This window comes from Rufibacter glacialis (assembly GCF_008271745.1).
Taxonomy (GTDB): Bacteria; Bacteroidota; Bacteroidia; order Cytophagales; family Hymenobacteraceae; genus Nibribacter; species Nibribacter glacialis.
In genome coordinates, this window is sequence record NZ_VKKZ01000019.1 from 690,978 (window position 1) to 715,007 (window position 24,030).

Below are 24,030 nucleotides of genomic sequence, written 5' to 3' on the forward strand. Positions count from 1 at the left end.
CTGTGCATCCTCTGAGGATGTCTGTTGTTACGCATTCACTTGGCTTCAGGATGGAACCTGATAGTCTAAGAAGAACAGTTTCTTCAGGCGCATGAGGCACTTGTACTTCTGGTTTTTGGCAGAATCAACATTGTTGTAGCCAAACTTGTCGGTGATCTCGGCCATGCCCATGCTGCGGATGTAGAAATCCTCCAGCAGGGTTTTGCAGGGCTCTCCCAACTGAGACAGGGCGTTGGCCATGGCCTCAAACTTGAGCTCGTTCTGCTCGGCCTGCTCCACTTCTTCCTCTACCTGCGGGGCCAGCTCAGACTCTGTGTCTTCCACCATGCCGTGGCTGAACCGGCTGCTGCGCGAGAGCCGCTTGAGCCACAGGCGCCGGCAGATAGAGTACAGGAAGGTCTTGACCTGGCAGTTGAGTTCCAGCTGCCCGGCCTTGATCTTCTCATAAAAGACAATGACGGCCTCCTGAAAAATATCCTTGGCATCATCCTCCGTCCCGCTGTTGCTCTGTACAAAGAACAACACCATAGGGAAGTGGAGTTTGTATAGCCTGCTCAGAGCCGTGTCATCGTCCTGGAGAATCCCTTCTATAATGGCCGCATCGGTCACCAGCGCCTTATGAATCATGCTTGTCAATTAATACAGTTTCAGTCAATTAGTAACCCAAAGAAAAAAAATAAAAAATTTCTGAAAAGAGTGGGTTACCTCTGGGGGGGTAGTGGTATAAAGGTTGAAATTAACGCTAAAACCCTTTAAAAAAAATCACCATGAAAAAGGTATTATCTCTTGCCCTAGTTGCTGGTATGTTCGTTTTCGCTTCTTGCGAGTCTAAAACTGCTGAAACTACTGAAACAACTACTGAGACTACAACTGAAGGTACTGATGCAACTGCAACTGATGCTGCTGCAACTGATGCTGACACAACTGCTACCACTACTACTGGTACTGACACTACTACCACTACCACTACTACTGGAGCTACTACTGCTCAGTAATTAATGGTGTGCCTTTGCACACCTTTTAATTAGGACAAGATAAAGCGTCTCTAACGGTTTGCGTTGGAGACGCTTTTCTTTTTAACGTAAAAAGCCCCGCCTCTTTCGGGCCTGTTTCATAAAAACAGGCCCGAAAGAGGCGGGGCTTTCAGTTGTTAGCGTTTGCGGCGGGCGAGTTCTTTCTTCACCAAAGAGAATTCACGGCTGCTCTGGCCGGCAATGGCGGTGTTCTCATCTGCGCGGCGCAGCAGATAGGGCATCACGGCTTCTACCGGGCCGTACGGCACGTACTTGGCCACGTTGTAGCCGGCATGCGCCAGGTTGTAAGATAGGTTGTCGCTCATGCCCAGAAGCTGCGCAAAATAGATGCGTTCGTCGTTGGGGGCCACGTTGAACTGCGCCATGAGGTCCATGAGGTAATAACAGCTTTGCTCGTTGTGCGTGCCGGCGCAGATGGCAATGCGGTCAATGTGCTCCAGGCAGAACCTCAAAGATTCGTCATATAACGCATCAGTGGCTTGTTTGGTAGGGTTGATGGGGTTGTTAAGTCCCTTTCGCTGGGCTACGCGGCCTTCTTTCTCCATGTAAGCACCGCGCACCAACTTGCCACCCAGATAATACCCGTTCTGTAGGGCCCGCTCGTAATCACGTTTGATCACGTCCAGGCGGTCATGGCGGTACAGCTGGTAGGTGTTGTAGACAATGGGCCGCTCCTGGTTGTAAAGCTCCATCATTTCAATGGTGAGTTGGTCAATGGTTTCCTGCATCCAGCTTTCCTCCGCGTCAATGAACACACGCACGCCCCTCTCAAAGGCCCGCTGGCAAATGGCTTTTACCCGCGCCCGCGCCCGGGAAAAGGCCGCTTTCTCGGCTTGGGTAAGTTCCTGCGTGGTCTGGGCTTTGGCCAACAGAGCCGGGTCTGCCACCCCGGTCACCTTGAACACGCTGAAGGGGATATGGCTGGAGGTTGCCGCCATCTCAATGGTAGCGATGATTTCCTGCACCGTATGGTCAAAGCTGGCCTCATTGCTCTCACCCTCCACCGAGTAATCCAGGATGGTGCCAATGCCAGAGCGGCCCAGGCGGTCTATGGTGGGCCGGCATTCCTGGATGGTCTCGCCGCCGCAGAATTGCTCAAAGATGCTTTTCTTGATCAGGAACTTGACCGGCAGGTTCCAGTTCAGGGCTTTTTTCATCAGGCCTCCCCCCATTTTCACCATGGAGTTGTTGTTCATGGCCGCAAAGAGGAGATAGGTTTTATAGAGTTCCGCGTCTGATTTGTCAGCGAAGGCGATGGCGGTATCTTCAAATGAAACTTTGGGTGCAGGAGTCATAGATTATGTGCTACATTTAAGCTGCGCAAAGATAACGTAAAAACGGTTGTTAGTTGTTTATGAGGCGATTTGCTGAAATCATTTCTTAAACGCTGGGCCTTTACCAGACACCTGCCATGGAACTGAAAAAAGAACACAACTACTTTCACCAGCTAAGCAAACTGCGCCGCAAACCCCTAGTCATTGCCGGGCCTTGCAGCGCTGAAACCAGGGAACAGGTGCTGGAAACCGCGCGCCAGTTAAAGGAAATGCAGGTGGACATCTTCAGGGCCGGCGTCTGGAAGCCCCGTTCCAAACCGGGTTCCTTTGAGGGCGTTGGCACTGAGGGTATGAAATGGTTGCAGGAAGTACGGCAGCAGTATGGGTTGCCCGTCGCCACAGAAGTAGCCCGGCCCCACCACGTGGAAATAGCCCTGAAACACAACATAGATGTGCTCTGGATTGGCGCCCGCACCACCGTGAACCCCTTTGACGTGCAGGAACTGGCCGAAGCCCTGCGCGGTACCCAGGTTCCGGTCATGGTCAAGAACCCGGTCAACCCAGACCTCCAACTCTGGGCCGGGGCTATTGAACGGCTGTGGGCGGTAGGGGTACAAGACGTGGCAGCCATTCACCGTGGTTTCTCTACCTATGAGCCGGCCGTCTACCGCAACCTGCCGTTGTGGCAGATCCCCATTCAGTTAAGGGGGCTTTACCCTTCATTGCCTGTTCTGGTAGATCCCAGCCACATTGGCGGAAAACCAGACCTGGTGCTGCCCCTCTCCCAGAAAGGGCTGGACCTAGATTTTGAGGGCGTTATGATAGAAACCCATCCAAACCCAGCCGAAGCCCTCTCAGATGCAGCCCAACAAATTACGCCTGCGGCCTTGGGGGAGATTCTGGCGCACCTCCAGGTGCGTAGTGTTCCAGATGCGGCTTTCCTGACCCGAACCGAAGAACTTCGCCAGAAGATTGACCTCGCCGATCGGGAAATCCTGGAAGCCCTGGCCCGGCGCATGCGGCTCATCCAGAAGATTGGCCAGGACAAGAAAGAGAACAACATCGCCATCCTGCAACCAGACCGCTGGAAAGTGATCTTTGAGACCCGCAAAGCATGGGCCCGCGAGGTGCAGGTGAACCCAGAGTTTGCCGCTGAGCTGTATGAGCTGATCCACCTGGAATCTATCCGGATTCAGACGGAGATCATAGGAGGATCTGTGAGTGAGTGAGTGAGTGAGTGAGTGAGTGAGTGAGTGAGTGAGTGAGTGAGTGGCGAAACCATATCAGGGGTCTTTTTCAGGAATCTGCCTGAAAACGGGTTCTGGGGTAAAAGCTTAAACAACTAGTGCTGCGCTTTTGCCAACCCGGCAGTATCTTGCGGTGTTCTTTTGAAGAATGTAAGGCCGCGTTCAATATTTCTACTGAATTAATTTTGAACTGCCCCAGACATTCCCTTCTTTAGAGCATCATCTTGTTTTGGGGCTGTTTTCAACAATAGAGCCGCAAGACACCTTTAAACTGAACGTACCTTGACCGAAGAAATATTCATAGGCCAGGAAGCCTTGGGGCAGTGGCAGCAACTGCTGCAGAACAGGGCTTTCAAGAAAACGGTGGTGCTGGTAGACGAGAACACGCACCGGCACTGCTATGCCCTGCTTAAACCGTATCTGCCCCCAGACCACCACGTGGTGCAGATCAAAAGCGGGGAGGAGAACAAGAACCTGGCTACCTGCGAACACGTGTGGCGCGAACTCACCGAGCAAGGGCTGGACCGCTGGAGCCTGCTGGTGAACCTGGGTGGCGGCGTGCTCACCGATTTAGGCGGTTTCTGCGCCAGCCTGTACAAACGGGGCATCCGGTTCGTGAATGTGCCTACCACCTTGTTATCTCAGGTAGACGCCAGCGTGGGCGGTAAGACCGGCATCGACTTCATGGGCTTTAAAAACCACATAGGGGTGTTCCAGGAACCATTGGCTGTGTTGGTGAACCCTGCCTTTCTGCAGACCCTGGACATGCGCCAGATGAAATCCGGCTACGCCGAGATCATCAAGCACTGGCTTATCATGGATGCTGAGAAATTCTTCGAGCAACGCTACATTGGCCTGTTCACCGAGGATTGGACCGACCTGATCCGGCATTCCATTGCCATTAAATCCCGCGTGGTCACTGCTGACCCACTGGAAAACGGGCTGCGCAAGATCCTCAACTTTGGGCACACCATCGGGCACGCCGTGGAAAGCTTCTACCTGGAGAAACCGGGGCAAACCTTGCTGCACGGCGAGGCCATTGCCGTGGGCATGCTCTGCGAGGCCTGGCTTTCGGTGCAGAAAGGCTTGCTGCCGCAGGCGGAATTGGACCAGATAGAAACGTTTATGCTGTCTATTTATGAAAAGGTGCCCGTTCCGGAGGCCGATGTCCAGGCCATCAGCCATCTGTGCCTGCACGACAAAAAGAACGACGGCGCCACCATCAACTGCACCCTGCTGCAGAAAATCGGCGAAGCCGTGTATGACCAACCTATCACTTTACCCGAGGTACAGAGTGCCTTGCGTTATTACCAATTACTATGATCTTAGCTGCTGCCGTGCGCGTATCGCACCCCACGGGCGTGTTGCGCGGACGCGTAACCTTGCCTGCCTCTAAAAGCGAAGCCAACCGGGCGCTCATCATCAGGGCATTATCCGGGAAAGATTTCCCTATCCATAACCTTTCAGACGCCAATGACACCCAACTGCTCAACCGCCTGCTTTCTGCCCCCGTGGGGGAAGAAGTGAGTGCCGAGGATGCCGGGACTGTCATGCGTTTCCTGACTGCCTATTACGCCGCCACCGGCCAGGAACTTACCTTAACCGGCACCGCCCGCATGTGCCAGCGGCCCATTGGGGTGCTGGTAGACGCGCTTCGGCAGTTAGGGGCGCAGATAGATTACCTGGGGCAGGAGGGCTTCCCGCCGTTGCGGATGAAGGGCTTTACGCCCAGCGGCTCCAACCAATTGACCGTGCGTTCAGACATCAGCAGCCAGTATATCTCTGCCCTACTCATGATAGGGCCTTTGTTGCCGCAGGGACTGGAACTCACCTTGGAAGGCAAGATCAGCTCTGAGCCGTACATCCGGATGACCTTGGCCCAGATGGCCTATTTTGGAGTGGAGGCTACGTTTGAAGGTCAGAAAATCACGGTGGACAAACAAGAATACCAAGCCAGGGAATACACGGTAGAGTCTGACTGGTCGGCGGCCAGTTACTGGTTCAGCATCACGGCCCTGGCCAAAGAGGCCGACCTGTTTTTGCCTGCTTTGCGGCATGATTCGTTGCAGGGCGATAGTGTGCTGCCCACGCTTATGGCCCCGTTTGGCGTGGAGACAGAGTTTACACCAGAGGGTGTTCGGCTCACGAAGCAGCCGGTTCAAGAGCCTCTGGAGCGGATCAATTTCTATGCCTGCCCAGACCTGGCCCAAACGGTAGCCGCTTTGGCCGCCGGTTTGGAGGTAGAGGTGGAAATGACCGGCTTGGAGAGCCTTCGCATCAAAGAAACCGACCGTATTGCCGCCTTGCAGTTTGAGCTGGTCAAATTTGGGGCAGAGCTCCGCGAGATCGCGCCAGACGTTTTCAAGGTATTTCTGAGAAAACAGCCTGAAAACCTGGCTACCGTGCATACCTATGAAGACCACCGCATGGCCATGGCCTTCGCGCCGCTGGCCCTGAAGCAGCCGCTGGTGGTGGAAGAACCCAAGGTGGTGCGCAAGTCTTACCCGCGGTATTGGGAAGAACTGGAGAAGGCTGGTTTTGAAATAGAGAAAATGGGTTAAATCAATTCTTCGGGCAGCAAAAAATTATTTCCTGATATATACGAGATCGGTTTGAATGGATGTAGCCTTCTGTTCGTCTCGCCGGTTTTCAGTTCTTTGTTGGAAAGGAGCCAGAAAACCAAACTTTTCGGGCCAGGGAAACGCCAATTTGGTGCTTCTCTGGCCCGAGAGGTTTTAATGGGGTTAAGGTTCTTAAACTAAAGACCTGGATTGGATTTTCCGTCAGGAAGATTTAGGCTTTTTGGGTGGCCATTGGGGGGTGGAAAACATATGCTGGAGAGTTAAAGCTCCTTAGAAAATAAGGGAGCTGTTGACCGTTCCCCTGCTCAAAGTACCCGATGGCATAATCAGAAACCGCTGCTTTCCCTCGCCCAGTTTGCGGCCTAAAAAATCATAGACAGTAGCGGTCCCTTTAACCGACAAATACCCTAAGGCGGCACCGGCCATGACATCAGTGGCCCAATGGGCGTTGTCATTGATCCTTGACAAGCCCACCAGGGTAGCTACGGTATGGGCTGCCGGAGACACGAACCTATTTTTATGGCCGTAGACTTCTGATATTGAGGTGGACATGACAAAAGCTACGGTGGTATGGGCAGAAGGAAAGGATCTATGGATAGAGGTGGGATCAGAGCCGTCAAATTTATTGTTCAAGTGGGATCTGTCTGGCCGGTGCCGGTGGGTAGCGTTCTTTAGATACGTAGTAAACCCACCACTCAAAAACAGGCTTCCCAAAGACACGGCGCCTAATTTCTGAAGGTCAGGGTTCTTCATGATAAAGCCCGTCACCATCATCCCCCCGGAAATAGGTCCCCAATACTTCTGGCGCCCCATGGGGTCCATGGTGCCTGAGATGCCGTCACTTACTTTATTCTGATACCGCTGGGAAAATTTTTGCAGCGGCTCATCTACCCATATATACGTAGCTGCTAACACGCCAGAACCAAGGACCAAAATTCCTGCGGCCTTGGCCACGGGAGAGGGTTTCCACCGGGGGCTAGAAAAGGCCAGGGAGTCAGGAAGAGGGGGTTGGGGTTTAAACGAAGCGATTTCACCGGTAGGAGCAGTCCGGGTAGAATCAGTTGAAAGGACTTCGGGCTGGGCCCAGGAAATTTGATGTATAAAAAATAGAGCCGTCACTAGAAGGAACTTCAGGGAAAGCTGGGTGGATGTACTTTTAACTGGACACATGCATGATCTTCAAGGATGGAGAAAAAGAGGGTGCGGGGGCATGGCGGCAGGTATGATTTGCCAGAAGGCCTTCTTTTATAAGTAGAATACAACAGCAGAAACGATGGTTTTACCAAATGGTTTATCTTAAGAGAACTGAATGGTCTCCTTCGCCTGCACAGCCTTTCCTTGGCTCTTCCTCTGAGAACCTATACCCTGCGAAAAAAGGTATAGAGTGGTTGTAGAGGTACTTGCCTAAAAAGAACTCCCATAACTTCCTTTGAGCTCCTTGATTTCCTTCAAGTATGGTGCGTTAAAAAGATATAGGTGCTGCGGGCAACTTCTGGCTGGCTGTTCTGCCTTTCTTTTGTCTCTGCATAACCTGTTTTCTCTAAGGCTTGGTTTCTTCTAGAGTAGGAATCAAGTTTTCACCTAGCGCCAATAATCCCAGAACCAGGGCAGGGCAAGGTATTTGCTCCGGAAGCTATTTTGCCCCTTTCGCTCTGGGTACCTTCTTTTATCTTATTTGGTGAGGAGGGTGATTGTAGGGAAAATCATAAATCGGTCTAGCTGGGATAGGTCAGAAAAACGAGTTATTTAAAGTTGAGAATAGGATTCTTTTATTTGTAAGGCTTTGATTGTTATGCAAGAATGTTAAAACATGAGAACCATTTCAACAAAACTTGAGTTTTACCGTTATAATTACTCTTACTACTAGCAGTTACTAAAAAATACGACTATGAAAAAGTACAATATATTAGCAATCGCTTCTTCTTTTGTGCTTGGCGGCTTAGGTATGGTGTCCTGTAATTCAGTAGACAAAGAAGCTTATGCGGCAGACCAGGTGAAAGTAGAGAAGTTCCTGCAGCAGGCGGCCACTAATGATAATTTCCAGCTGATGGCGGGAATGATGGCCAATGACCAGAGCAAGTCTGGGAATGTAGGGGCGTTAGGCGAGAAAATCTACCATGTGCATTCCAGAACCAACCCTGTGTTGGAGGAAATAGCCAAGAAAAAGTCTGTTAAACTTCCGGCCGGCATGGGTTCTGAAAAGAAAGCCATTGTGGACAGCCTGGAAGTGAAGAAAGGCGCTGATTTTGACAAAACCTTTGCTGAGGTAGAGGTAAAGGCCTATGAAGAAGCCGTTGCCGTCTATGAGAAAGCCGACAAAGAGGTGGTTGACAAAGATGTGCAGGCCTTTATTGACCAGATTTTACCGGTTTTAAAAGAGCATTTATCTGAAGCGGTAGCGTTGCAGTCAGAATTGGCGAAGCCCTCTGAGCAAGGTAGACCATAATCATCAATAACGTTATGTTGAATGTAAAAGCCCTTCCGCTTACCAAGCGGAAGGGCTTTTCTTTTACCTGCTTCCCAGCTCTTCCCCAATGTCCTGCACCAGCCCCTGCAGGTAGTCAGCTGCTTTCAACAACCGGCTGCCGTACCAACTGAACATTTCCCCGTCCACCATTTTCACCAAAGCCCCCGGACAGATTGCCTGGAACTCAGCCAGGTGCTTTTCCTGGAACGGGTAAGGCTCTGACGATAGCAGGATCAGGTCTGGCTTGGCTTCTGCCAGTTGCGCGGCCGTGACCTCAGGGTAGCGCGGCAGGTGGCCCAACACATTCACAAAGCCGCACCGGGTGAGCAGGTGATCTATGAAATTCTGGCCGCCCACGCCCATGTAGGGGTTCCGCCAGATAAAGTAGGCCGTCTTTAATTGGGTAATTGCCGGTTGCAGCGAGGTGAATTGTTCCTGTAACTCCCGTACCAACGCTTGCGCCTTTGGCTCAGTGCCCGTGATCCGGCCCACCTCCGCCATCATCTGAAAGGAGTCCTCCAGAGTATAGATGTCGCTCATCCAGACGGGGTATCTCTCTGCCAGGTGTTCAATTCCCTCCTGGTAATTCTCTTCTTTGTTGCCGATGATCAGGTCAGGGGCAAGAGCCTCTATGGCCTCAAAGTGGAAGTTCTTAGTGCCGCCCACCTTCTTTTTCGGTTTTACATCGCTCTCTGGGTGCACGCAGAACTTCGTCACCCCAACCACCCGGTCGCCCAGGCCTAAGTAGAACAGGAGTTCCGTCTGGGAAGGCACCAGGGAGACAATGCGCTGGGGAAGGTTCGGCAAATAGACCTGCCGGTTCATTTGGTCAATAACATGCACTTTTTAGGAATTAGGAATTAGGAATTAGGAATTAGGAATTAGGAATTAGGAATTAGGAATTAGGAATTAGGAATTAGGAATTAGGAATTAGGAATTAGGAATTAGGTTTCCCTTAGACGCCTAGCTCTTTCTCTTGTGGCCATCTATCTCACTCTTTTTCCTCCTTCTCTTTGTCATCTTTCACTCTTTGTAATCAATCCTTACTTTGTCCTTCATCTCCCTCTTTGTCATCCTGGAAGGATCTTGTAGGCAACCTAGACAGGCGGTGGCTGAATGGAAAAGTCGAATGATCTATTAGTGATTCCTTAAGGCTTCATGTTTCACTTAGGCGCATCTGCCTTGCCTCTTCATAATTGGAAAGAGAGCACTCTCCCCATGTTTACCTCATGTTCCAAACGCACCTTTGAGATCAGGGACGCTCACGTTCCGGGGCTATTTTTAATCAAGTAGGCCTGAAGCGCGATTTACTTCAGGCTTTGTCTGCTGATGGTTCGCTGGCCTGCTTCCATTCATGCTCTAAAAGGGCATAGACGTAAGAGTCGCACCACTGGCCTTTGATGAAGATGTTTTCCTTGAAATGGGCCTCACGGCGCATGCCTAGCTTTTCCATTACCCGGTAAGACCCTGTGTTGCGCGGGTCACAGTCGGCCCAAATGCGGTGCAGGTGCAGCTCGTCAAACCCAAACCGAAGCATGGCAGCAGCGGCCTCTGTGGTGTACCCTTTGTTCCAGTAGGTCTGGTTCAGGATGTACCACAGAACTGCTTCCTCAGCGTCATAGTCCACTTTCATGCCTACACGGCCAATGAGCATGTCGGTTGTCTTCAGAACAATGGCCAGGTCGAACAGGGTGCGTGGTTCTTCTTTCGCCTCGGCCAGGCATTGTAGAATGTATTCCCGGCTTTCCTTTCCTGACCGGATGTCACTGGTCTGGTACCGCATCACCTCCTCGGTGGCTTCATAGAGGTTGGTGAAGTGCCAGTCATCTTCCTTGAATTCACGTAAGCGCAGGCGGACGGTAGAAATTTCCATGGATCAACAAACAAACTAGATTCTGGAAGTGAAGATAGCCATAAATGTAATTTCCAGGGAGGCTTCTGGTAAGAATAACCCTAGAAAGCCAGGACTGGCCAAGTCTTGTATACTTGCTCTTACATAGCACCTCCGTTTTGCGCCTCTTTTCAGAAGAACAGAGCGTAAACACAAAGGCCTGTGAGGTTTCTAAAACCTCACAGGCCTGTAGTACCTGCGTTCAGCGCCTATTTTCTGCAAAACAGCCCTGAAATAGCTTATTTCAGATACCGGAAGTCATGGCCGGTCTGTAATTGGATCAGGAACTGGTAGTAGAGCTTGATGATGTTCTCCACGTCATCTTTGTGCACGGTTTCCACGGTGGTGTGCATGTATTTGAGCGGGAGGGAGATCAGGGCCGAAGCCACGCCCTCAGAAGAGTAGGCAAAGGCATCTGTGTCGGTGCCGGTGGCGCGGGTGGCGGCGGCGCGCTGGAACGGGATCTCGTTTTTGCGGGCTACCTCAATGAGCATGTCCAAGACGTTGTTCTGTACTGCCGGGCCGTAGGTGAAAACCGGGCCTTTGCCACAGTGCAGGTCGCCGTTCGTCTTTTTCTCGTACATAGGCGACTGCGTGTCATGGGTCACATCGGTGATGATGGCCAGGTCTGGCTTGATGCGATGCGCAATCATCTCGGCGCCCCGCAAGCCAATTTCTTCCTGCACGGCGTTTACGATGTATAATCCAAAGGGAAGCTTCGTTCCGTTCTCTTTCAACATGCGGGCTACTTCCGCGATCATGAATCCCCCGATTCTGTTATCCAGCGCGCGGCCAACGTAGAATTTCTCGTTCATGACCCAGAACTCGTCGTCAAAGGTGACCACGCAGCCTACATGAATGCCCATGTCTTCTACTTCCTGCTTGTTGGCCGCCCCGCAGTCCAGGAAAATGGTTTCCACGGTAGGGGCTTTGTCCTGGTCTGGCTTGCGCACATGAATGGCCGGGTACCCGAACACGGCTTTCACCATGCCTTTTCTGGTATGGATGTTCACCCGTTTGGAAGGGGCGATCACCGCATCAGAACCACCGTTGCGACGCACGTAGATGAAGCCTTCAGGCGTAATGTAGTTCACAAACCAGGCAATCTCATCCGCGTGGGCCTCAATGACCACTTTGTACTCTGCCTCTGGGTTGATCACGCCAACCACAGAACCGTAGGTGTCCACGAAATACTCGTCTACATAGGGCTTTACGTAGTCCAGCCACAGCTTCTGGCCCGAAGACTCAAAGCCGGTGGGGGCGGCGTTGTTGAGGTAGGTTTGCAGGAATTCAAAGCTTTCTTCTCTCATAGCTTTCTGTTTAGGCGGAGCAAAGCACTCTCCGGTAGTTGTTTGTCTGTTGAAGTAGTAACTGGCTGGGGTGCTTTGTCATGACCAACCAAGGGCGCAATAGTTAATTGAATGTTTGATACAATATGAAATAAGATCCTAGTTAGTAGACGCTAGATTTTGGATGAAAAGGTTCTTTCTTTTGGGTTTCCAGGTCTAACGTCTGATATCTAGCGTCCAGCATCCTTTTATTAGAGCGGAATGTTGCCGTGTTTTTTCTTGGGTAGTTGGTCTACTTTGTTTTCCAGCATCTTGAAGGCTCTGATCAATTTAGCCCGCGTTTCTGACGGGTAGATGACCTCGTCTACAAAACCACGGTGGGCAGCCCGGTAAGGCGTAGCGAACTTAGACTGGTATTCTTCCACCTTCTCGGCTAGTTTGGCCTCTGGGTCCTCGGCGGCGGCAATCTCCCGTTTGAAGATGATCTCCGCGGCTCCTTTGGCTCCCATCACCGCAATCTCAGCGGTAGGCCAGGCGTAGTTGAGGTCGGCGCCAATGTGCTTGGAGTTCATCACGTCATAGGCACCGCCGTAGGCTTTGCGGGTAATCACGGTCACGCGCGGCACGGTGGCCTCACAGAACGCGTAGAGCAATTTAGCCCCGTTGGTGATGATGCCGCGCCATTCCTGGTCAGTGCCAGGCAGGAAACCGGGTACGTCTTCCAGTACCAGCAGCGGAATGTTGAAAGAGTCACAGAACCGCACAAAACGGGCGGCCTTGGTAGAGGCGTTAATGTCCAGAACCCCGGCTAAGACGGCGGGCTGGTTGCCCACAATGCCAATGCTGCGGCCTGCCAATCTGGCAAACCCCACCACAATGTTCTCCCCGAAATTCCTGTGTACTTCTAAGAATGATCCACTATCTATGATGCCTTCAATGACTTCGCGCATGTCATAGGGCTGGTTGGGATTCTCCGGCACAAGGCTGTTCAGGACCTCACGGGTTTCATCTGCCTGGGGCTCATACGGCAGGGAAGGAGGAAGCTCCTCGCAGTTCTGGGGCATGTAGCTCAGCAGTTGCTTGATGTTCTGGATGCAGACCACCTCATTGGCGCAGGAGAAATGCGTGACCCCGCTTTTGGTGCTGTGGGTGCTGGCACCGCCCAGTTCCTCAGAAGTCACGGTTTCATGCGTCACCGTTTTCACCACGTTAGGGCCCGTCACAAACATGTACGAGGTGTCTTCCACCATCAAAATAAAGTCGGTGATGGCGGGAGAGTAAACGGCACCCCCGGCGCAGGGCCCCATAATGCCCGAAAGCTGCGGCACCACGCCAGAGGCCAGGGTGTTTTTATAGAAGATATCGGCGTAGCCGCCCAGAGAGACCACGCCTTCCTGAATACGGGCCCCGCCCGAGTCGTTGAGCCCAATGACCGGCGCACCGTTTTTCATGGCCAAATCCATGATCTTTACAATCTTTTCGGCGTGGGTTTCTGAGAGGGAACCCCCAAACACGGTAAAGTCCTGGGAGAAGACGTAAACCAGGCGGCCGTTCACGGTACCGTAGCCGGTGACCACGCCATCGCCTAAGTAGTATTCTTTGTCCAGCCCGAAATCTTTGGAGCGGTGCATCACAAACTTGCCTATCTCCTCAAAAGACCCTTCATCTAAGAGTAAGTCAATGCGTTCACGGGCGGTGAGTTTGCCTTTTTTATGTTGGGCATCAATGCGGGCTTGGCCTCCACCTAAGAGGGCCTCGGCATTTTTGCGGTCTAGAATCTCAAATTTGCTATTCAGGTTATTTTGGTCTGACATTGAAGCAGTTTGATGTTTGTACAAGAGATCAAATTTAGGAAAGAATAGGGCAGTGCGAAATTTTTGTTATGTTTTTATTAAAACCCGGTAAAAACAAAAAAAGGCTGACAGTTTGTCTGTCAGCCTTTCCAAAAATCAGGTGGTATTTAGTCTTTTTTCTTGCCGTCTGAAGGCGTGGTTTCTTCCTCTTCTGAAGAAGAAGCCTCTGGAAGATCATCAGAAGTATCTGGAGTAACGTTTTCGCCCTTGCGGTTTGCAAACGTCAGCTCCTCTTTTCCTTCCTCGTAGTCAATCACAATGGTGTCCCCCTGGGCTAACTCGGCTTTCAGGATCTCCTCTGCAATTGGGTCTTCCATGTACTTGGTGATGGCGCGGTTCAACGGACGGGCACCGTATTTAGAGTCATATCCTTTCTCGGCCACAAAATCTTTGGCTTTGTCAGTGATCTCAATGGTGTAGCCCAGGGTTTTCACGCGGTTCAACAGCTTGGCAAGGGAGATATCAATGATTTTATGGATATCTTCTTTCTGCAGCGAGTTGAACACGATCACATCATCCAGACGGTTCAGGAACTCAGGCGAGAAGGTTTTCTTCAAGGCAGAAGCAATGGTGCCTTTCATGATGTCATCCATGTTCTCCTGACGGGTTTTGGTAGCAAAACCAACCCCAGCCCCGAAGTCCTGCAAATCACGGGCCCCAATGTTGGAGGTCATGATGATGATGGTGTTCCGGAAGTCTACCTTACGGCCAAGACCGTCTGTCAATACACCGTCATCCAGTACTTGCAAGAGCAGGTTGTACACGTCTGGGTGCGCTTTCTCAATCTCATCCAGCAACACGACTGAATAAGGCTTGCGGCGGATTTTCTCCGTCAGCTGACCACCTTCTTCGTAACCCACGTAGCCTGGAGGCGCTCCTACCAAGCGAGATACGCTGAATTTCTCCATGTACTCACTCATGTCAATACGCACCAGCGCGTCTTCCTTGTCAAACAGATAGGTAGCCAGTACTTTAGCCAATTCTGTTTTCCCAACCCCGGTAGGGCCCAGGAATACAAACGAACCGATGGGGCGCTTAGGATCTTTCAAGCCTACACGGGTCCGCTGGATGGCTTTCACCAACTGCGTAATCGCTTTCTCCTGGCCAATCACTTTGCCTTTCAGCTCTTCGCCCATGTTCAAAAGCTTGAGGCTTTCTTTCTGCGCAATACGTTTCACCGGAATACCCGTCATCATGGCGATTACCTCGGCCACGTTTTCTTCTTTCACAGCGTAACGCTTCTTCTTGGTTTCCTCTTCCCAGCTTTTCTTAGCGGTCTCCAGTTGGTCAAGAAGTTTTTTCTCTTTGTCGCGCAGTTGAGCCGCCTCTTCGTACTTCTGGCTTTTCACCACGCGGTTTTTCTCGTCTTTGATATTCTCAATCTGTTGCTCCAGTTTGAGGATATCTTCCGGCACTATGATGTTGTTGATGTGTACGCGGGCACCAGCCTCGTCCAGAATGTCAATGGCTTTGTCTGGCAGGAAACGGTCGCTCATGTAGCGGTCGCTCAACTTCACACACGCCTCAATGGCTTTGTCTGTGTAGTTTACGTGGTGGTGATCCTGGTACTTATCTTTGATGTTGTGCAGAATCTCAATAGTCTCCTCCGGTGTGGTAGGATCTACCATCACAATCTGGAAACGACGGGCCAGGGCACCATCTTTCTCAATGTACTGACGGTACTCATCTAGCGTGGTAGCGCCAATGCATTGGATCTCGCCGCGGGCCAGGGCAGGTTTGAACATGTTGGAGGCATCCAGCGAACCGGAGGCGCCACCAGCACCCACAATGGTGTGCAGCTCATCAATGAAGAGAATCACGTCTGGGGATTTCTCCAGTTCGTTCATCACGGCTTTCATGCGCTCTTCAAACTGACCGCGGTATTTAGTACCCGCCACCAAAGAGGCCAGGTCTAAGGTAACCACGCGTTTTCCGAACAGCACCCGAGAAACCTTCTTCTGGATGATGCGCAGGGCCAGGCCTTCCGCAATAGCGGTTTTACCTACCCCAGGCTCCCCAATGAGGATAGGGTTGTTTTTCTTACGGCGGCTCAATACCTGGGCCACGCGCTCAATTTCTTTTTCCCGGCCCACAATAGGGTCCAGTTTGCCTTCTTCGGCCAATTTGGTCAGATCACGGCCAAAGTTGTCCAGCACGGGTGTGCGGGATTTCTCAGCACCCTTCTTGGCGGCAGCGCCAGCACCTCCTTTAGAGGAAGAGCCAAAGAGTTTGTCGTTATCGTCGTTGTCATCGGTATCTGAAGAGGCGAGAGGGTTGTTAGCATGGTAGTCTAACGAGTCCCGGATTGCTTCGTAGTTCACGTTGAATTTGGCTAAGGTTTGCGATGAAATATTATCCTCATCCCGCAAAATGGACAACAACAGGTGTTCTGTGCCTATGATGTCTGATTTGAAGATCTTGGCCTCCAAATACGTTATTTTCAGGACCTTCTCCGTCTGTTTGGTAAGCGGGATACTTCCGGTAATATTGGTATTAGGGCTGGCGGTATTCTTGGTGGCTTGCTCCAGTGCGTACTTGAGCTCCTCCATGGGTACCCCCAACTTTTTAAGTAAAGAAATGGCGGTGCCTTCTCCCTCGCGGATCATACCCAGAAGCAGGTGCTCAGTGCCTATATAATCATGCCCCAAGCGGATGGCTTCCTCGCGACTGAGAGAGATCACCTCTTTCACTCTATTTGAGAATTTGGCTTCCATGTAAGTTCTTGTCTAGTAATTTGTTGTTGTGCGTGTGCTGCACCCGTGTGCTGCCAAGGCTGCGCTATGAATTAACAAGCTTAAAGGGGCAAATGTTCAACAGAAGGCCGCGCGATTCTGTAAATAAGTAGATGCCTCTGGGCCAAGGTTAAACAACAGATCCAGTATACTAAGGTTTGATGCAAATTGTTTGCCAAACACCTGCCGGTAGGGCATTAAGCGCAAATTGTCAGGCTCCTTCTTGGGATGAAGTTCCCCCCGCCAGTCTAACACCGGTGCCTCGTATGTGGTTACATACGTTTGGGTAAGCTGTATGGGTTTGTTCAACTTCAGGAATTTACCGAATATTTTGAACAAATCCATATTCAACTGGAAGAGAAGGGCCGGCCGGCTGTCATAGATGGCCTTTAAGTAATCTGCGTAGTACTCAAAGAAGGGAGCGTTGCCGTAGGCGCTCTGCAGGGTGCGCCAATGGATGTCTACCCAGCGCTGGCTATAGTCAATCTCCAATTCTGTCACCAAGGTCTTGCTGTTCCCTTTGACCACGGGAATAGACAGCGGCCTGATGCCCTGCGCCGTGAGAATATGGCAACGGTTGCGGAAGCTCTGTTTTTGGTAGTGTTCGTGGGCCTCCAGGAGAATCTCCTGGGCCTCAAACGCCTTCTGGAAATACAGGATACCCGGGTTGTAGTGAAGTTCAGTTAAGAAAAGCATGCAAACGAAAAATTGAATAAGTGCAAGTAAGGCAATTTTTGCAGACTTGCACGGACCCCCTTGTTTCCAGACCCTCCTCACCAAGGCCTGGGGAGGCGCCTGAATTGCCAGACAGACGCAGGGCGAAAAACGGCTGATCTCTGAAAAGTAGCATTTATCTGTGCGCCGTTGGACAGGCAAGGCCAGACGACAGCGGATTTACTGCAAAGAAACAGCCGGGAGGGGAGAAGCAGACAGCTTTATGGTATTGCTGCTGCTGCCGGCTTAGGAAAGGTAGCCGCGGAAAAGCCTATTACCGGAGCCGGGGCTGCTGATTCCCGGGTTGTTATCTGAAAAGGTGCCTGAAACCACCGGGTGGTATCCTAAAGGGAACGGGTGCCAGCAGGCCAGTCAGAACTTTCTAGGTGTACTTTTGCCTTGTAAGGAAGCAACTGTACCAAGAGTTTGACTTCATAAAAATACGCCATGAGTACGAAAAAACTTTCCGATATACCTGTTTCGGTGCTGGATCTGGTGCCCATTCTGCAGGGGCAGACAGCGGCCGCCTCTTTCCAGCATACCATTGATTTAGCGCAGAGAGTAGACCAAATGGGGTTCAAGCGCTACTGGATGGCCGAGCACCACAACATGGCCGGTATTGCCAGTTCCGCCACCGTGGTGCTGATTGGGCACGTGGCCGGGGCCACCTCCCGGATACGGGTAGGCTCTGGCGGGATCATGCTCCCCAACCATGCGCCCCTGGTGGTAGCTGAGCAATTCGGCACCCTGGCCACCCTTTACCCGGGCCGCATTGACCTGGGCCTGGGCCGGGCTCCTGGTACCGACCAGGTAACGGCCATGGCCCTGCGGCGCGACCTGCGCGGCTCCGTGGATGAATTTCCGCAGAACGTGGTGGAGGTGAAGAACTACCTGGGGCCGGTGGATCCTACGGCGCGGGTAAGAGCTGTTCCCGGCGAAGGTTCTCAGGTGCCTATCTGGATTCTGGGATCCAGTACTTTTGGCGCGCAGCTGGCGGGTATCCTGGGCATGCCTTATGCCTTCGCCAGCCATTTCGCCCCATCGCAGCTGCAGGCGGCCTTGAAAGTGTATAGGGAAAGTTTCCAGCCCGTGGGAGACCTGAAGGAGCCTTACGCCATGGCCTGCGTCAACGTGATCGCCGCCGACACAGATGAGGAAGCCATTCATCAGTCTACTTCCCTGTACCAGTCTTTCCTGAATGTGGTGCGCGGCACGGCCAAGCCCATGCAGCCACCTGTGGAAAGCATGGACGGCCTTTGGGATGCCCAGGAACGCTACGCCGTGCAACAGATGCTGCGCTATTCCTTCATTGGCGGTCCCAAGACCGTGCAGGAAGAGCTGCAGGCCTTTCTGGACGAAACCGGGGTAGACGAGATCATGGTGGGGTCCAACATCTATGACCACGCTGGCAGGGTGCATTCCTACGAGATTATCTCCCGGTTTTTTCAGCCGTCAAAAGATTGACGGGGAAATTACTGAGTAAGACAGCCCCGTTTTGCGGGGCAGGTGAAGGATGAACCGGTCCCCTCAGCTGCCCCGCAAAACGGGGCTTTTTTTGTGCCCGCATCCGGTAGGCAAACCATTGCCTGCCACCAAGACCGGTTTACCGGGGAAATGTCTAATTGCTTCTTACCTTTGTGGCTGCCGCGAATGCCTTTTCTGTTTTCGGCCTGCTTTTTAGGAAATGTACCATAAACCTTCTACCGCTCCTTCCTCCTGCCCCACGCTCACGCCCGGCCAGCTTCCGCTCTGGTGGTTGTTGAAGGGGATCTCCCTACTGCCTTTTCCGGTGTTGTATGCGTTGTCCACGTTTCTGTACTGGGTGATGTACTACGTGGTAGGCTACCGCAAAAAAGTGGTTCGGCAGAATCTGGAGCGCTCTTTCCCAGAAAAAAGCAAGCAAGAACTCCTCCGGATTGAAAAGCAATTCTTCCTGAACCTCACTGACCTGATGGTAGAATCACTGAAGCTGATTTCGCTGACCCCGGCGGAACTGCGGAAAAGGGTGGCCTCACGGGGAGAGGAGAAGGTGATAGCCCAATTGGGAACCGGCGCTTCTGTGCTGATCCTGGGGGCGCATTTGGGCAACTGGGAATACATGTCAGCGGCGGGTAATTCTATCTTTCCCTATCCCATTGACGGGGTGTACAAACCGTTGGCCAATCCTTTCTTTGAGGAATTCATGAAGTTCATGCGCAGCCGGTTTGGGATCAACCTGGTGAAAATGAAAGACACGCTGCGGCACTTGATCCGGCACAAAAGCGAAAGCCGCATCTTCACGCTGTTGTCAGACCAGGTGCCACCTTACGGCGAAATCCAATACTGGACGAACTTCCTTCACCAGGACACCGCCTTCTATGTGGGGGCAGAGAAACTGAGGACCTCCTTTCAATTCCCTGCCTTCTTTATTGGCATGCGGCACGTGAAACGCGGCTATTATGAAATCGAGTTCCAGGAACTGTTACCTGCTCCCGTGCCCGGTACCCCAGAGGAAGGGCATCCGCTGACGGAGCTGTTCTCCCGAAAACTGGAAGCCTGGGTACAAGAAAACCCCGCAGAATACCTGTGGTCGCACAAGCGCTGGAAACACAGCCGTCCCACGGCTGCCCCGTTGGCTTAAGCAACCCCTTTTTTCAGGCCTCTTTTAGCAAAACAAGTCCAAAACCCAAGGTACAGGTTCTAAGAAGAATAGCTGGTCCTTACCCATTCCTTGACAGAGGTTTACCGGTGCCTCACCCTTCCTGGGGATAACGCTTGGTTTGTTCTATGGATCTTTTTCCTGGCAATAAGGAAGAAGGTGGCCATTCCCAAGTCTGAAAAGGATTTTTCTTGTTCCTGTACTCTCCGCTATAGGTTCTCTAAAGTAATGAGGGCCAATACTGCTTCGGCTAGCGGCCTACTGCGTCTCCTTCCATACTGCCTTTGTCCAAATAAAAAATGCCTTTGCTCAAGTAAAAAAGAGGCACTGCGGTCTTTCTGGTGCCGGGTTGAATATTTTTTGTCTGGAGATGCAGCTAAATGATTTTTATGGGGTCTTTAGAGGAAAGGCATAGGGAATCGGGCCCTAACCCTGCCTTTGTAGCCCATCACTGCTTAAAAAATACTTAGCTTCATTTGTTAATTAATGTTAATATTTTGCTAAATTGATAGGTACTAATGTACTTGGATTTTTAGAAGGCAAAATTTAAAATACAGGACACTAGGGGGTGCAAGTGCAGTAGCTGGCTCTATCTGGCTATTGGTGTTTAGGCTTACTTGCGCAGAAACAGCTCAAAAAATGGCTGTTCATGGATCTGAGATAACAGGACCATTAATCTAAGAAAAAAGAAAACCGCTGGTTTACAAAAGGCCACCAAAGCCAAATCTGCTGCCTGCGTAGTGTTGTTCCCGCAAGAGAGCGGTACAACAAGCGGTACACCCATCTCCAGATAAATCCCGCAGGTAGAGGCTACCTGACTTTTCCTATACGCTATTCCTAACCGCTGCCTGCGGCCTAGTATTCCACAGGCCTGGGTTCTGGAATATGCAAGTCCCCTGTCAGCGGTTTGTTTTCCTGCTCTCCTCCACCTGGGCTTGCCTGTGCTGTTGTTTGATTGGCTGTTGATTAGGCGTTGAGGCGCAAAGCCGGCTAAGTGACCAAGGTGCATTGTTTTCTTGCTAGCGGGCGCTGGGTCGCCCCATTGGTTAGTACCTGCTTTCTGGATTACAGGAGGCATGAACACCACCTTCATCAACTAACGATCATTCTATAAAGATTATGAGGAAGAATTTACTACTCACATGGGTGTTGGTATTCTGCCTGCTGAGTCAGGTATGGGCACAGACCCGAACCGTTACAGGTAAAGTGTCCTCTCCTGGCGGGGAAGGCATGCCTGGGGTAACGGTGCAAGTGAAAGGAACTGCTACCGCTGTTCCTTCAGATGCCAACGGAAATTATTCTATCCAAGTCCCAGCCCAGGGTGGAACCTTGGTATTCACCTACATTGGGTACCTGAACCGGGAGGTGGAAATAGGCAGCCAAAGCACCATCAATGTCACCTTGCAGGAAGATTCTGAGCAATTGGGCGAGGTAGTGGTGACCGCGGTAGGGATTGAGCGCCAGAAAAGAGAGGTGAACTACGCGGTGCAAGACGTGAAAGGCGAACAGATCGCCCAGAAATCAGAGCCCAACGTGGTGAACGCCCTGCAGGGGAAAGTGGCGGGGGTGGAAATCATCTCTTCCAGCGGTTTGCCGGGCGCCTCATCGCAGATCTTTATCAGGGGCCTTTCTTCGGCTACCGGTAATAACCAACCGCTTTTTGTGGTAGACGGGGTGCCTATTAGCAACAGCACCGTCTATTCCTCCAGCCCTACCGTGGGCGGAGCCTCCTACTCCAACCGGGCCTTGGACATCCACCCCAATGACATTGAGTCTATGACGGTGTTGAAAGGTCCGGCCGCGGCCGCCTTGTACGGGGCCAGGGCCAGCAACGGGGCGGTAATCATTACCACCAAAAGAGGGCGGGGAGAAGACGTGGAGATCACCGTTACCTCTTCCTACAACCTGCAGGAGGTGTACGGCTTGCCCCAATACCAGAATGAGTACGGGCAAGGAACCAACGGCCGCTACAATGTGGCCTCTACAGACAGTTGGGGGCCTCGTTTTGGTACCCCAGGTCTAGATTCCGTGCCCAACGCGCCGGGGAATCCCTTGACTATGCTGGCGTATAGGGCCTATGAAGACAACGTCAAAGACTTTTTCCAGAAGGGAAGCATCTGGGACAATGGTATCACTCTATCGGCTGGTTCACAGAAAGTGCGCTACATCTTCAGTGCCAACACCACCAACCAGGAGGGGGTCATCCCGAACAGCGGCTTAGACCGGTACACCCTGCGGGCCGCCGGGAACGGTGATTTAGGAAGGGGATTTTCTGTGGATGCCTCCATTCTTTACGTCAAGACCAACCAGGAAGGCGCACTGCAGGGAAACTCTGGTTCCAGCCCCTGGTTCACGTTGCCGTTCATACCTAGAAGCTTTGACATCCAGAATGTACCTTATAAACTGCGGGCCGGGGTGCAGGCGCCCACGTTCTTTACCTTACTCAACCGTGATAACCCCATGTGGAGTATCAATGAGTCTTTCTATGAGAGTGAGGTGAACCGGTCTATTGTGAGTGGCACGTTCAACTATAACCCGCAGTTCTTCAAAGCGTTCACGGCCACCTACCGCATTGGCCTAGACCAGTATTCTGATGACCGCCTGGAAGCCTACGGGTACGGGTCTATCAACGCCAACGGGAATACCGCTTCCAACCGTAAGGGTTCCCAGTTGTATGATGACATCCGGTTTCTGTCTGTGAACCATGATCTGTTTGGGGTGTATCAACAGGACATTACCCCCGACTTTAACCTGAGGGCCTTGATTGGAACTCAGGTGAACACGATCCAGACGCGGCAGAACTCCATCAGGGCAGAAGACCTGTTGGTACCAGACTTCTATAACCTGGCCAACCACCTGCCTTCCACCACTTTTGCCACCAATGCCAAATCAGAGAGAAGGTTGGTAGGGCTGTACGGGCAGTTGGGGCTGGCTTATAAGAACTGGTTGTTTACGGAGTTTACCGCCCGTAATGACTGGTCTTCTACGTTGCCAACCAGCAACAACAGCTATTTCTACCCCTCCGTGAGTGTGGGCTTTGTCTTCACAGATGCCTTCGGGATCAGCAACAACATCCTGAGTTATGGGAAGCTGCGGGCCAGTTACGCCATGGTAGGCAATGATACCAACCCGTACCTCACCAATACGTTCTATGTGACGCAGGCGTTTGGGAACAATGTGGCCGGGCTCAATTTTCCCTTCAATGGCTCCACCGTGGCCTTTACCCGGAACAACAGGCGGGGCAATCAGAACCTGAAGCCAGAATCCAAGAAATCTTTTGAGATGGGGGCTGAGTTCACCTTCTATGATGGGCGGGCCACCCTGGATGTGAACTATTTCAATAACAGCACCACTGACCAGATCCTGAACCTGACGGTGCCTGGTTCAACCGGCTTTTCCACCTTCACCACCAACGCCGGCCAAATTGACAACAAAGGATGGGAGATCTCTGCTAACGTCACCCCGGTCAACATTGAAGAAGGATTCCGGTGGGATATAGGAACCAATTTCACCGCCCTGGAAACCGAAGTGGTGTCACTGGCCCCAGGCCTGGATCAATTCAGCCTGACCACCGGGTTCGTGAACCCAACCACCGGTACCGCCAGTGCGGGGTTTTCGGGCTTGAGCCCGTTGTTGCAGCCTGGCCAGCCCTTTGGTATCCTGCAGGGCAGCACTTTCCGGCGTACGCCGGAAGGGCAGTTGATCATTGATGCTACCAATGGCTTACCCATTGTAGACGCTAACCCGCAGATCATTGGGGACCCTAACGCCGACTGGTGGGCAAGTCTTTCTAATAATTTTACCTTCAAAGGGTTTACCGTGGGGGCCATGCTGCAATATGTGCACGGCGGCGACTTCTACTCCCGGCAGACGCAGATAGCCCGTTTAAGGGGTGTTTTAGAGGAAACCGCTGAAAACCGCGAACAGCCCCACATGTTTGAAGGCGTACTGGCCAATGAGGCGGGTGAGGCGACCACCACCCCCAATAACATCCAGATTTCGGCGCAGCAATACTGGACGCACTTCAACAATGCCTCTGAGTTCGCGGTGTTTGATGCCTCTGTGTTAAGGTTGCGGGAGGTAACCATCGGGTACGCCCTGCCGGCCACCTTACTGGCCAAGACCCCTTTCAAAGGCCTCAATGTTTCGCTTACCGGCCGAAACCTGCTGTTCTACGCGCCTAACCTGCCGCACGCTGATCCGGAGTCAAACCAACTGGGAGGAAACACTCGGGGCTTTGAGTTCAACTCGCCGCCGTCAGTCCGCAATTATGGTATAAATCTTCGGTTTTCATTCTAAGACGTGGGAG

The 24,030-nt window shown here is 52.0% G+C and carries 17 protein-coding genes; 8 read left to right on the forward strand and 9 right to left on the reverse strand.

Annotated elements, in window-relative coordinates:
- Positions 1 to 45 precede the first annotated feature (45 nt).
- Positions 46 to 627, reverse strand: coding sequence for an RNA polymerase sigma factor (locus tag FOE74_RS07505; protein WP_149097969.1), 582 nt, complete (start codon positions 625 to 627; stop codon positions 46 to 48).
- A gap of 140 nt (positions 628 to 767) precedes the next feature.
- Here FOE74_RS07505 and FOE74_RS21185 point away from each other — a divergent pair, with 140 nt between their 5' ends.
- Positions 768 to 995, forward strand: a complete 228-nt coding sequence (locus tag FOE74_RS21185; protein ID WP_188686493.1) for a hypothetical protein — start codon at positions 768 to 770, stop codon at positions 993 to 995.
- A gap of 155 nt (positions 996 to 1,150) precedes the next feature.
- Here the strand turns inward: FOE74_RS21185 and FOE74_RS07515 are convergent, their stop codons facing one another.
- Positions 1,151 to 2,329, reverse strand: coding sequence for a proline dehydrogenase family protein (locus FOE74_RS07515; RefSeq protein WP_149097970.1), 1,179 nt, complete (start codon positions 2,327 to 2,329; stop codon positions 1,151 to 1,153).
- 116 nt (positions 2,330 to 2,445) lie between these two features.
- On the opposite strand from FOE74_RS07515, the gene FOE74_RS07520 reads away from it, so the two are divergent.
- The 3 genes from FOE74_RS07520 (at position 2,446) to FOE74_RS07530 (ending at position 6,116) form a co-directional block, all read left to right on the forward strand.
- On the forward strand, positions 2,446 to 3,537 hold the full coding sequence (locus FOE74_RS07520) for a bifunctional 3-deoxy-7-phosphoheptulonate synthase/chorismate mutase type II (RefSeq protein ID WP_149097971.1): 1,092 nt from the start codon (positions 2,446 to 2,448) through the stop codon (positions 3,535 to 3,537).
- Positions 3,538 to 3,837: 300 nt separating this feature from the next.
- Entirely contained in the window at positions 3,838 to 4,878 is a 1,041-nt protein-coding gene (gene aroB / locus FOE74_RS07525; RefSeq protein ID WP_149097972.1) for a 3-dehydroquinate synthase, read from the forward strand.
- On the forward strand, positions 4,875 to 6,116 hold the full coding sequence (locus FOE74_RS07530; RefSeq protein WP_149097973.1) for a 3-phosphoshikimate 1-carboxyvinyltransferase: 1,242 nt from the start codon (positions 4,875 to 4,877) through the stop codon (positions 6,114 to 6,116). The genes aroB and FOE74_RS07530 overlap by 4 nt, the downstream gene beginning before the upstream one ends.
- Positions 6,117 to 6,407: 291 nt before the next feature.
- Here the strand turns inward: FOE74_RS07530 and FOE74_RS07535 are convergent, their stop codons facing one another.
- A complete protein-coding gene (locus FOE74_RS07535) occupies positions 6,408 to 7,070 on the reverse strand; it encodes a phosphatase PAP2 family protein (RefSeq protein ID WP_188686495.1) in 663 nt (220 codons plus the stop codon).
- A gap of 955 nt (positions 7,071 to 8,025) precedes the next feature.
- Here FOE74_RS07535 and FOE74_RS07540 point away from each other — a divergent pair.
- Entirely contained in the window at positions 8,026 to 8,583 is a 558-nt protein-coding gene (locus tag FOE74_RS07540) for a DUF4142 domain-containing protein (protein WP_149097975.1), read from the forward strand.
- A 63-nt stretch (positions 8,584 to 8,646) separates the two neighbouring features.
- On the opposite strand, the gene FOE74_RS07545 is transcribed toward FOE74_RS07540, so the two are convergent.
- The 6 genes from FOE74_RS07545 to FOE74_RS07570 form a co-directional block, all read right to left on the reverse strand.
- Positions 8,647 to 9,447, reverse strand: coding sequence for a helical backbone metal receptor (locus tag FOE74_RS07545; protein ID WP_308422684.1), 801 nt, complete (start codon positions 9,445 to 9,447; stop codon positions 8,647 to 8,649).
- 469 nt (positions 9,448 to 9,916) lie between these two features.
- Entirely contained in the window at positions 9,917 to 10,477 is a 561-nt protein-coding gene (locus tag FOE74_RS07550; RefSeq protein WP_149097976.1) for a GNAT family N-acetyltransferase, read from the reverse strand.
- A 257-nt stretch (positions 10,478 to 10,734) separates the two neighbouring features.
- Positions 10,735 to 11,805, reverse strand: coding sequence for a M42 family metallopeptidase (locus tag FOE74_RS07555; RefSeq protein WP_149097977.1), 1,071 nt, complete (start codon positions 11,803 to 11,805; stop codon positions 10,735 to 10,737).
- Positions 11,806 to 12,035: 230 nt separating this feature from the next.
- Positions 12,036 to 13,598 (reverse strand): acyl-CoA carboxylase subunit beta, encoded by a 1,563-nt coding sequence (locus FOE74_RS07560; protein WP_149097978.1) that lies wholly within the window; start codon positions 13,596 to 13,598, stop codon positions 12,036 to 12,038.
- A 146-nt stretch (positions 13,599 to 13,744) separates the two neighbouring features.
- Positions 13,745 to 16,351, reverse strand: a complete 2,607-nt coding sequence (locus FOE74_RS07565) for an ATP-dependent Clp protease ATP-binding subunit (RefSeq protein WP_149097979.1) — start codon at positions 16,349 to 16,351, stop codon at positions 13,745 to 13,747.
- A gap of 96 nt (positions 16,352 to 16,447) precedes the next feature.
- Positions 16,448 to 17,065 carry a WbqC family protein gene (locus FOE74_RS07570; protein ID WP_149097980.1) on the reverse strand — a complete coding sequence of 206 codons (618 nt, stop codon included), beginning with the start codon at positions 17,063 to 17,065 and terminating at the stop codon, positions 16,448 to 16,450.
- A gap of 465 nt (positions 17,066 to 17,530) precedes the next feature.
- Between FOE74_RS07570 and FOE74_RS07575 the strand changes: the two genes are divergently transcribed.
- The 3 genes from FOE74_RS07575 to FOE74_RS07585 all read left to right on the forward strand — a co-directional run bounded on the left by FOE74_RS07575 (position 17,531) and on the right by FOE74_RS07585 (position 24,020).
- Positions 17,531 to 18,547 (forward strand): LLM class flavin-dependent oxidoreductase, encoded by a 1,017-nt coding sequence (locus tag FOE74_RS07575; protein WP_149097981.1) that lies wholly within the window; start codon positions 17,531 to 17,533, stop codon positions 18,545 to 18,547.
- 220 nt (positions 18,548 to 18,767) lie between these two features.
- Entirely contained in the window at positions 18,768 to 19,703 is a 936-nt protein-coding gene (locus FOE74_RS07580) for a lysophospholipid acyltransferase family protein (RefSeq protein WP_225840720.1), read from the forward strand.
- Between the two features lie 1,137 nt (positions 19,704 to 20,840).
- Positions 20,841 to 24,020: a SusC/RagA family TonB-linked outer membrane protein gene (locus FOE74_RS07585; protein WP_149097982.1), complete on the forward strand. Its 3,180-nt coding sequence runs from the start codon at positions 20,841 to 20,843 to the stop codon at positions 24,018 to 24,020.
- The last annotated feature ends 10 nt before the right edge of the window (positions 24,021 to 24,030 follow it).

Excerpts from the sequence above, each read along its gene's own strand:
- FOE74_RS07505 (WP_149097969.1), bottom strand. The coding sequence starts at position 627 with ATGATTCATAAGGCGCTGGTGACCGATGCGGCCATTATAGAAGGGATT.
- FOE74_RS21185 (WP_188686493.1), top strand. The coding sequence starts at position 768 with ATGAAAAAGGTATTATCTCTTGCCCTAGTTGCTGGTATGTTCGTTTTC.
- FOE74_RS07515 (WP_149097970.1), bottom strand. The coding sequence starts at position 2,329 with ATGACTCCTGCACCCAAAGTTTCATTTGAAGATACCGCCATCGCCTTC.
- FOE74_RS07520 (WP_149097971.1), top strand. The coding sequence starts at position 2,446 with ATGGAACTGAAAAAAGAACACAACTACTTTCACCAGCTAAGCAAACTG.
- FOE74_RS07530 (WP_149097973.1), top strand. The coding sequence starts at position 4,875 with ATGATCTTAGCTGCTGCCGTGCGCGTATCGCACCCCACGGGCGTGTTG.
- FOE74_RS07540 (WP_149097975.1), top strand. The coding sequence starts at position 8,026 with ATGAAAAAGTACAATATATTAGCAATCGCTTCTTCTTTTGTGCTTGGC.
- FOE74_RS07550 (WP_149097976.1), bottom strand. The coding sequence starts at position 10,477 with ATGGAAATTTCTACCGTCCGCCTGCGCTTACGTGAATTCAAGGAAGAT.
- FOE74_RS07555 (WP_149097977.1), bottom strand. The coding sequence starts at position 11,805 with ATGAGAGAAGAAAGCTTTGAATTCCTGCAAACCTACCTCAACAACGCC.
- FOE74_RS07560 (WP_149097978.1), bottom strand. The coding sequence starts at position 13,598 with ATGTCAGACCAAAATAACCTGAATAGCAAATTTGAGATTCTAGACCGC.
- FOE74_RS07565 (WP_149097979.1), bottom strand. The coding sequence starts at position 16,351 with ATGGAAGCCAAATTCTCAAATAGAGTGAAAGAGGTGATCTCTCTCAGT.
- FOE74_RS07570 (WP_149097980.1), bottom strand. The coding sequence starts at position 17,065 with ATGCTTTTCTTAACTGAACTTCACTACAACCCGGGTATCCTGTATTTC.
- FOE74_RS07575 (WP_149097981.1), top strand. The coding sequence starts at position 17,531 with ATGAGTACGAAAAAACTTTCCGATATACCTGTTTCGGTGCTGGATCTG.
- FOE74_RS07580 (WP_225840720.1), top strand. The coding sequence starts at position 18,768 with ATGTACCATAAACCTTCTACCGCTCCTTCCTCCTGCCCCACGCTCACG.
- FOE74_RS07585 (WP_149097982.1), top strand. The coding sequence starts at position 20,841 with ATGAGGAAGAATTTACTACTCACATGGGTGTTGGTATTCTGCCTGCTG.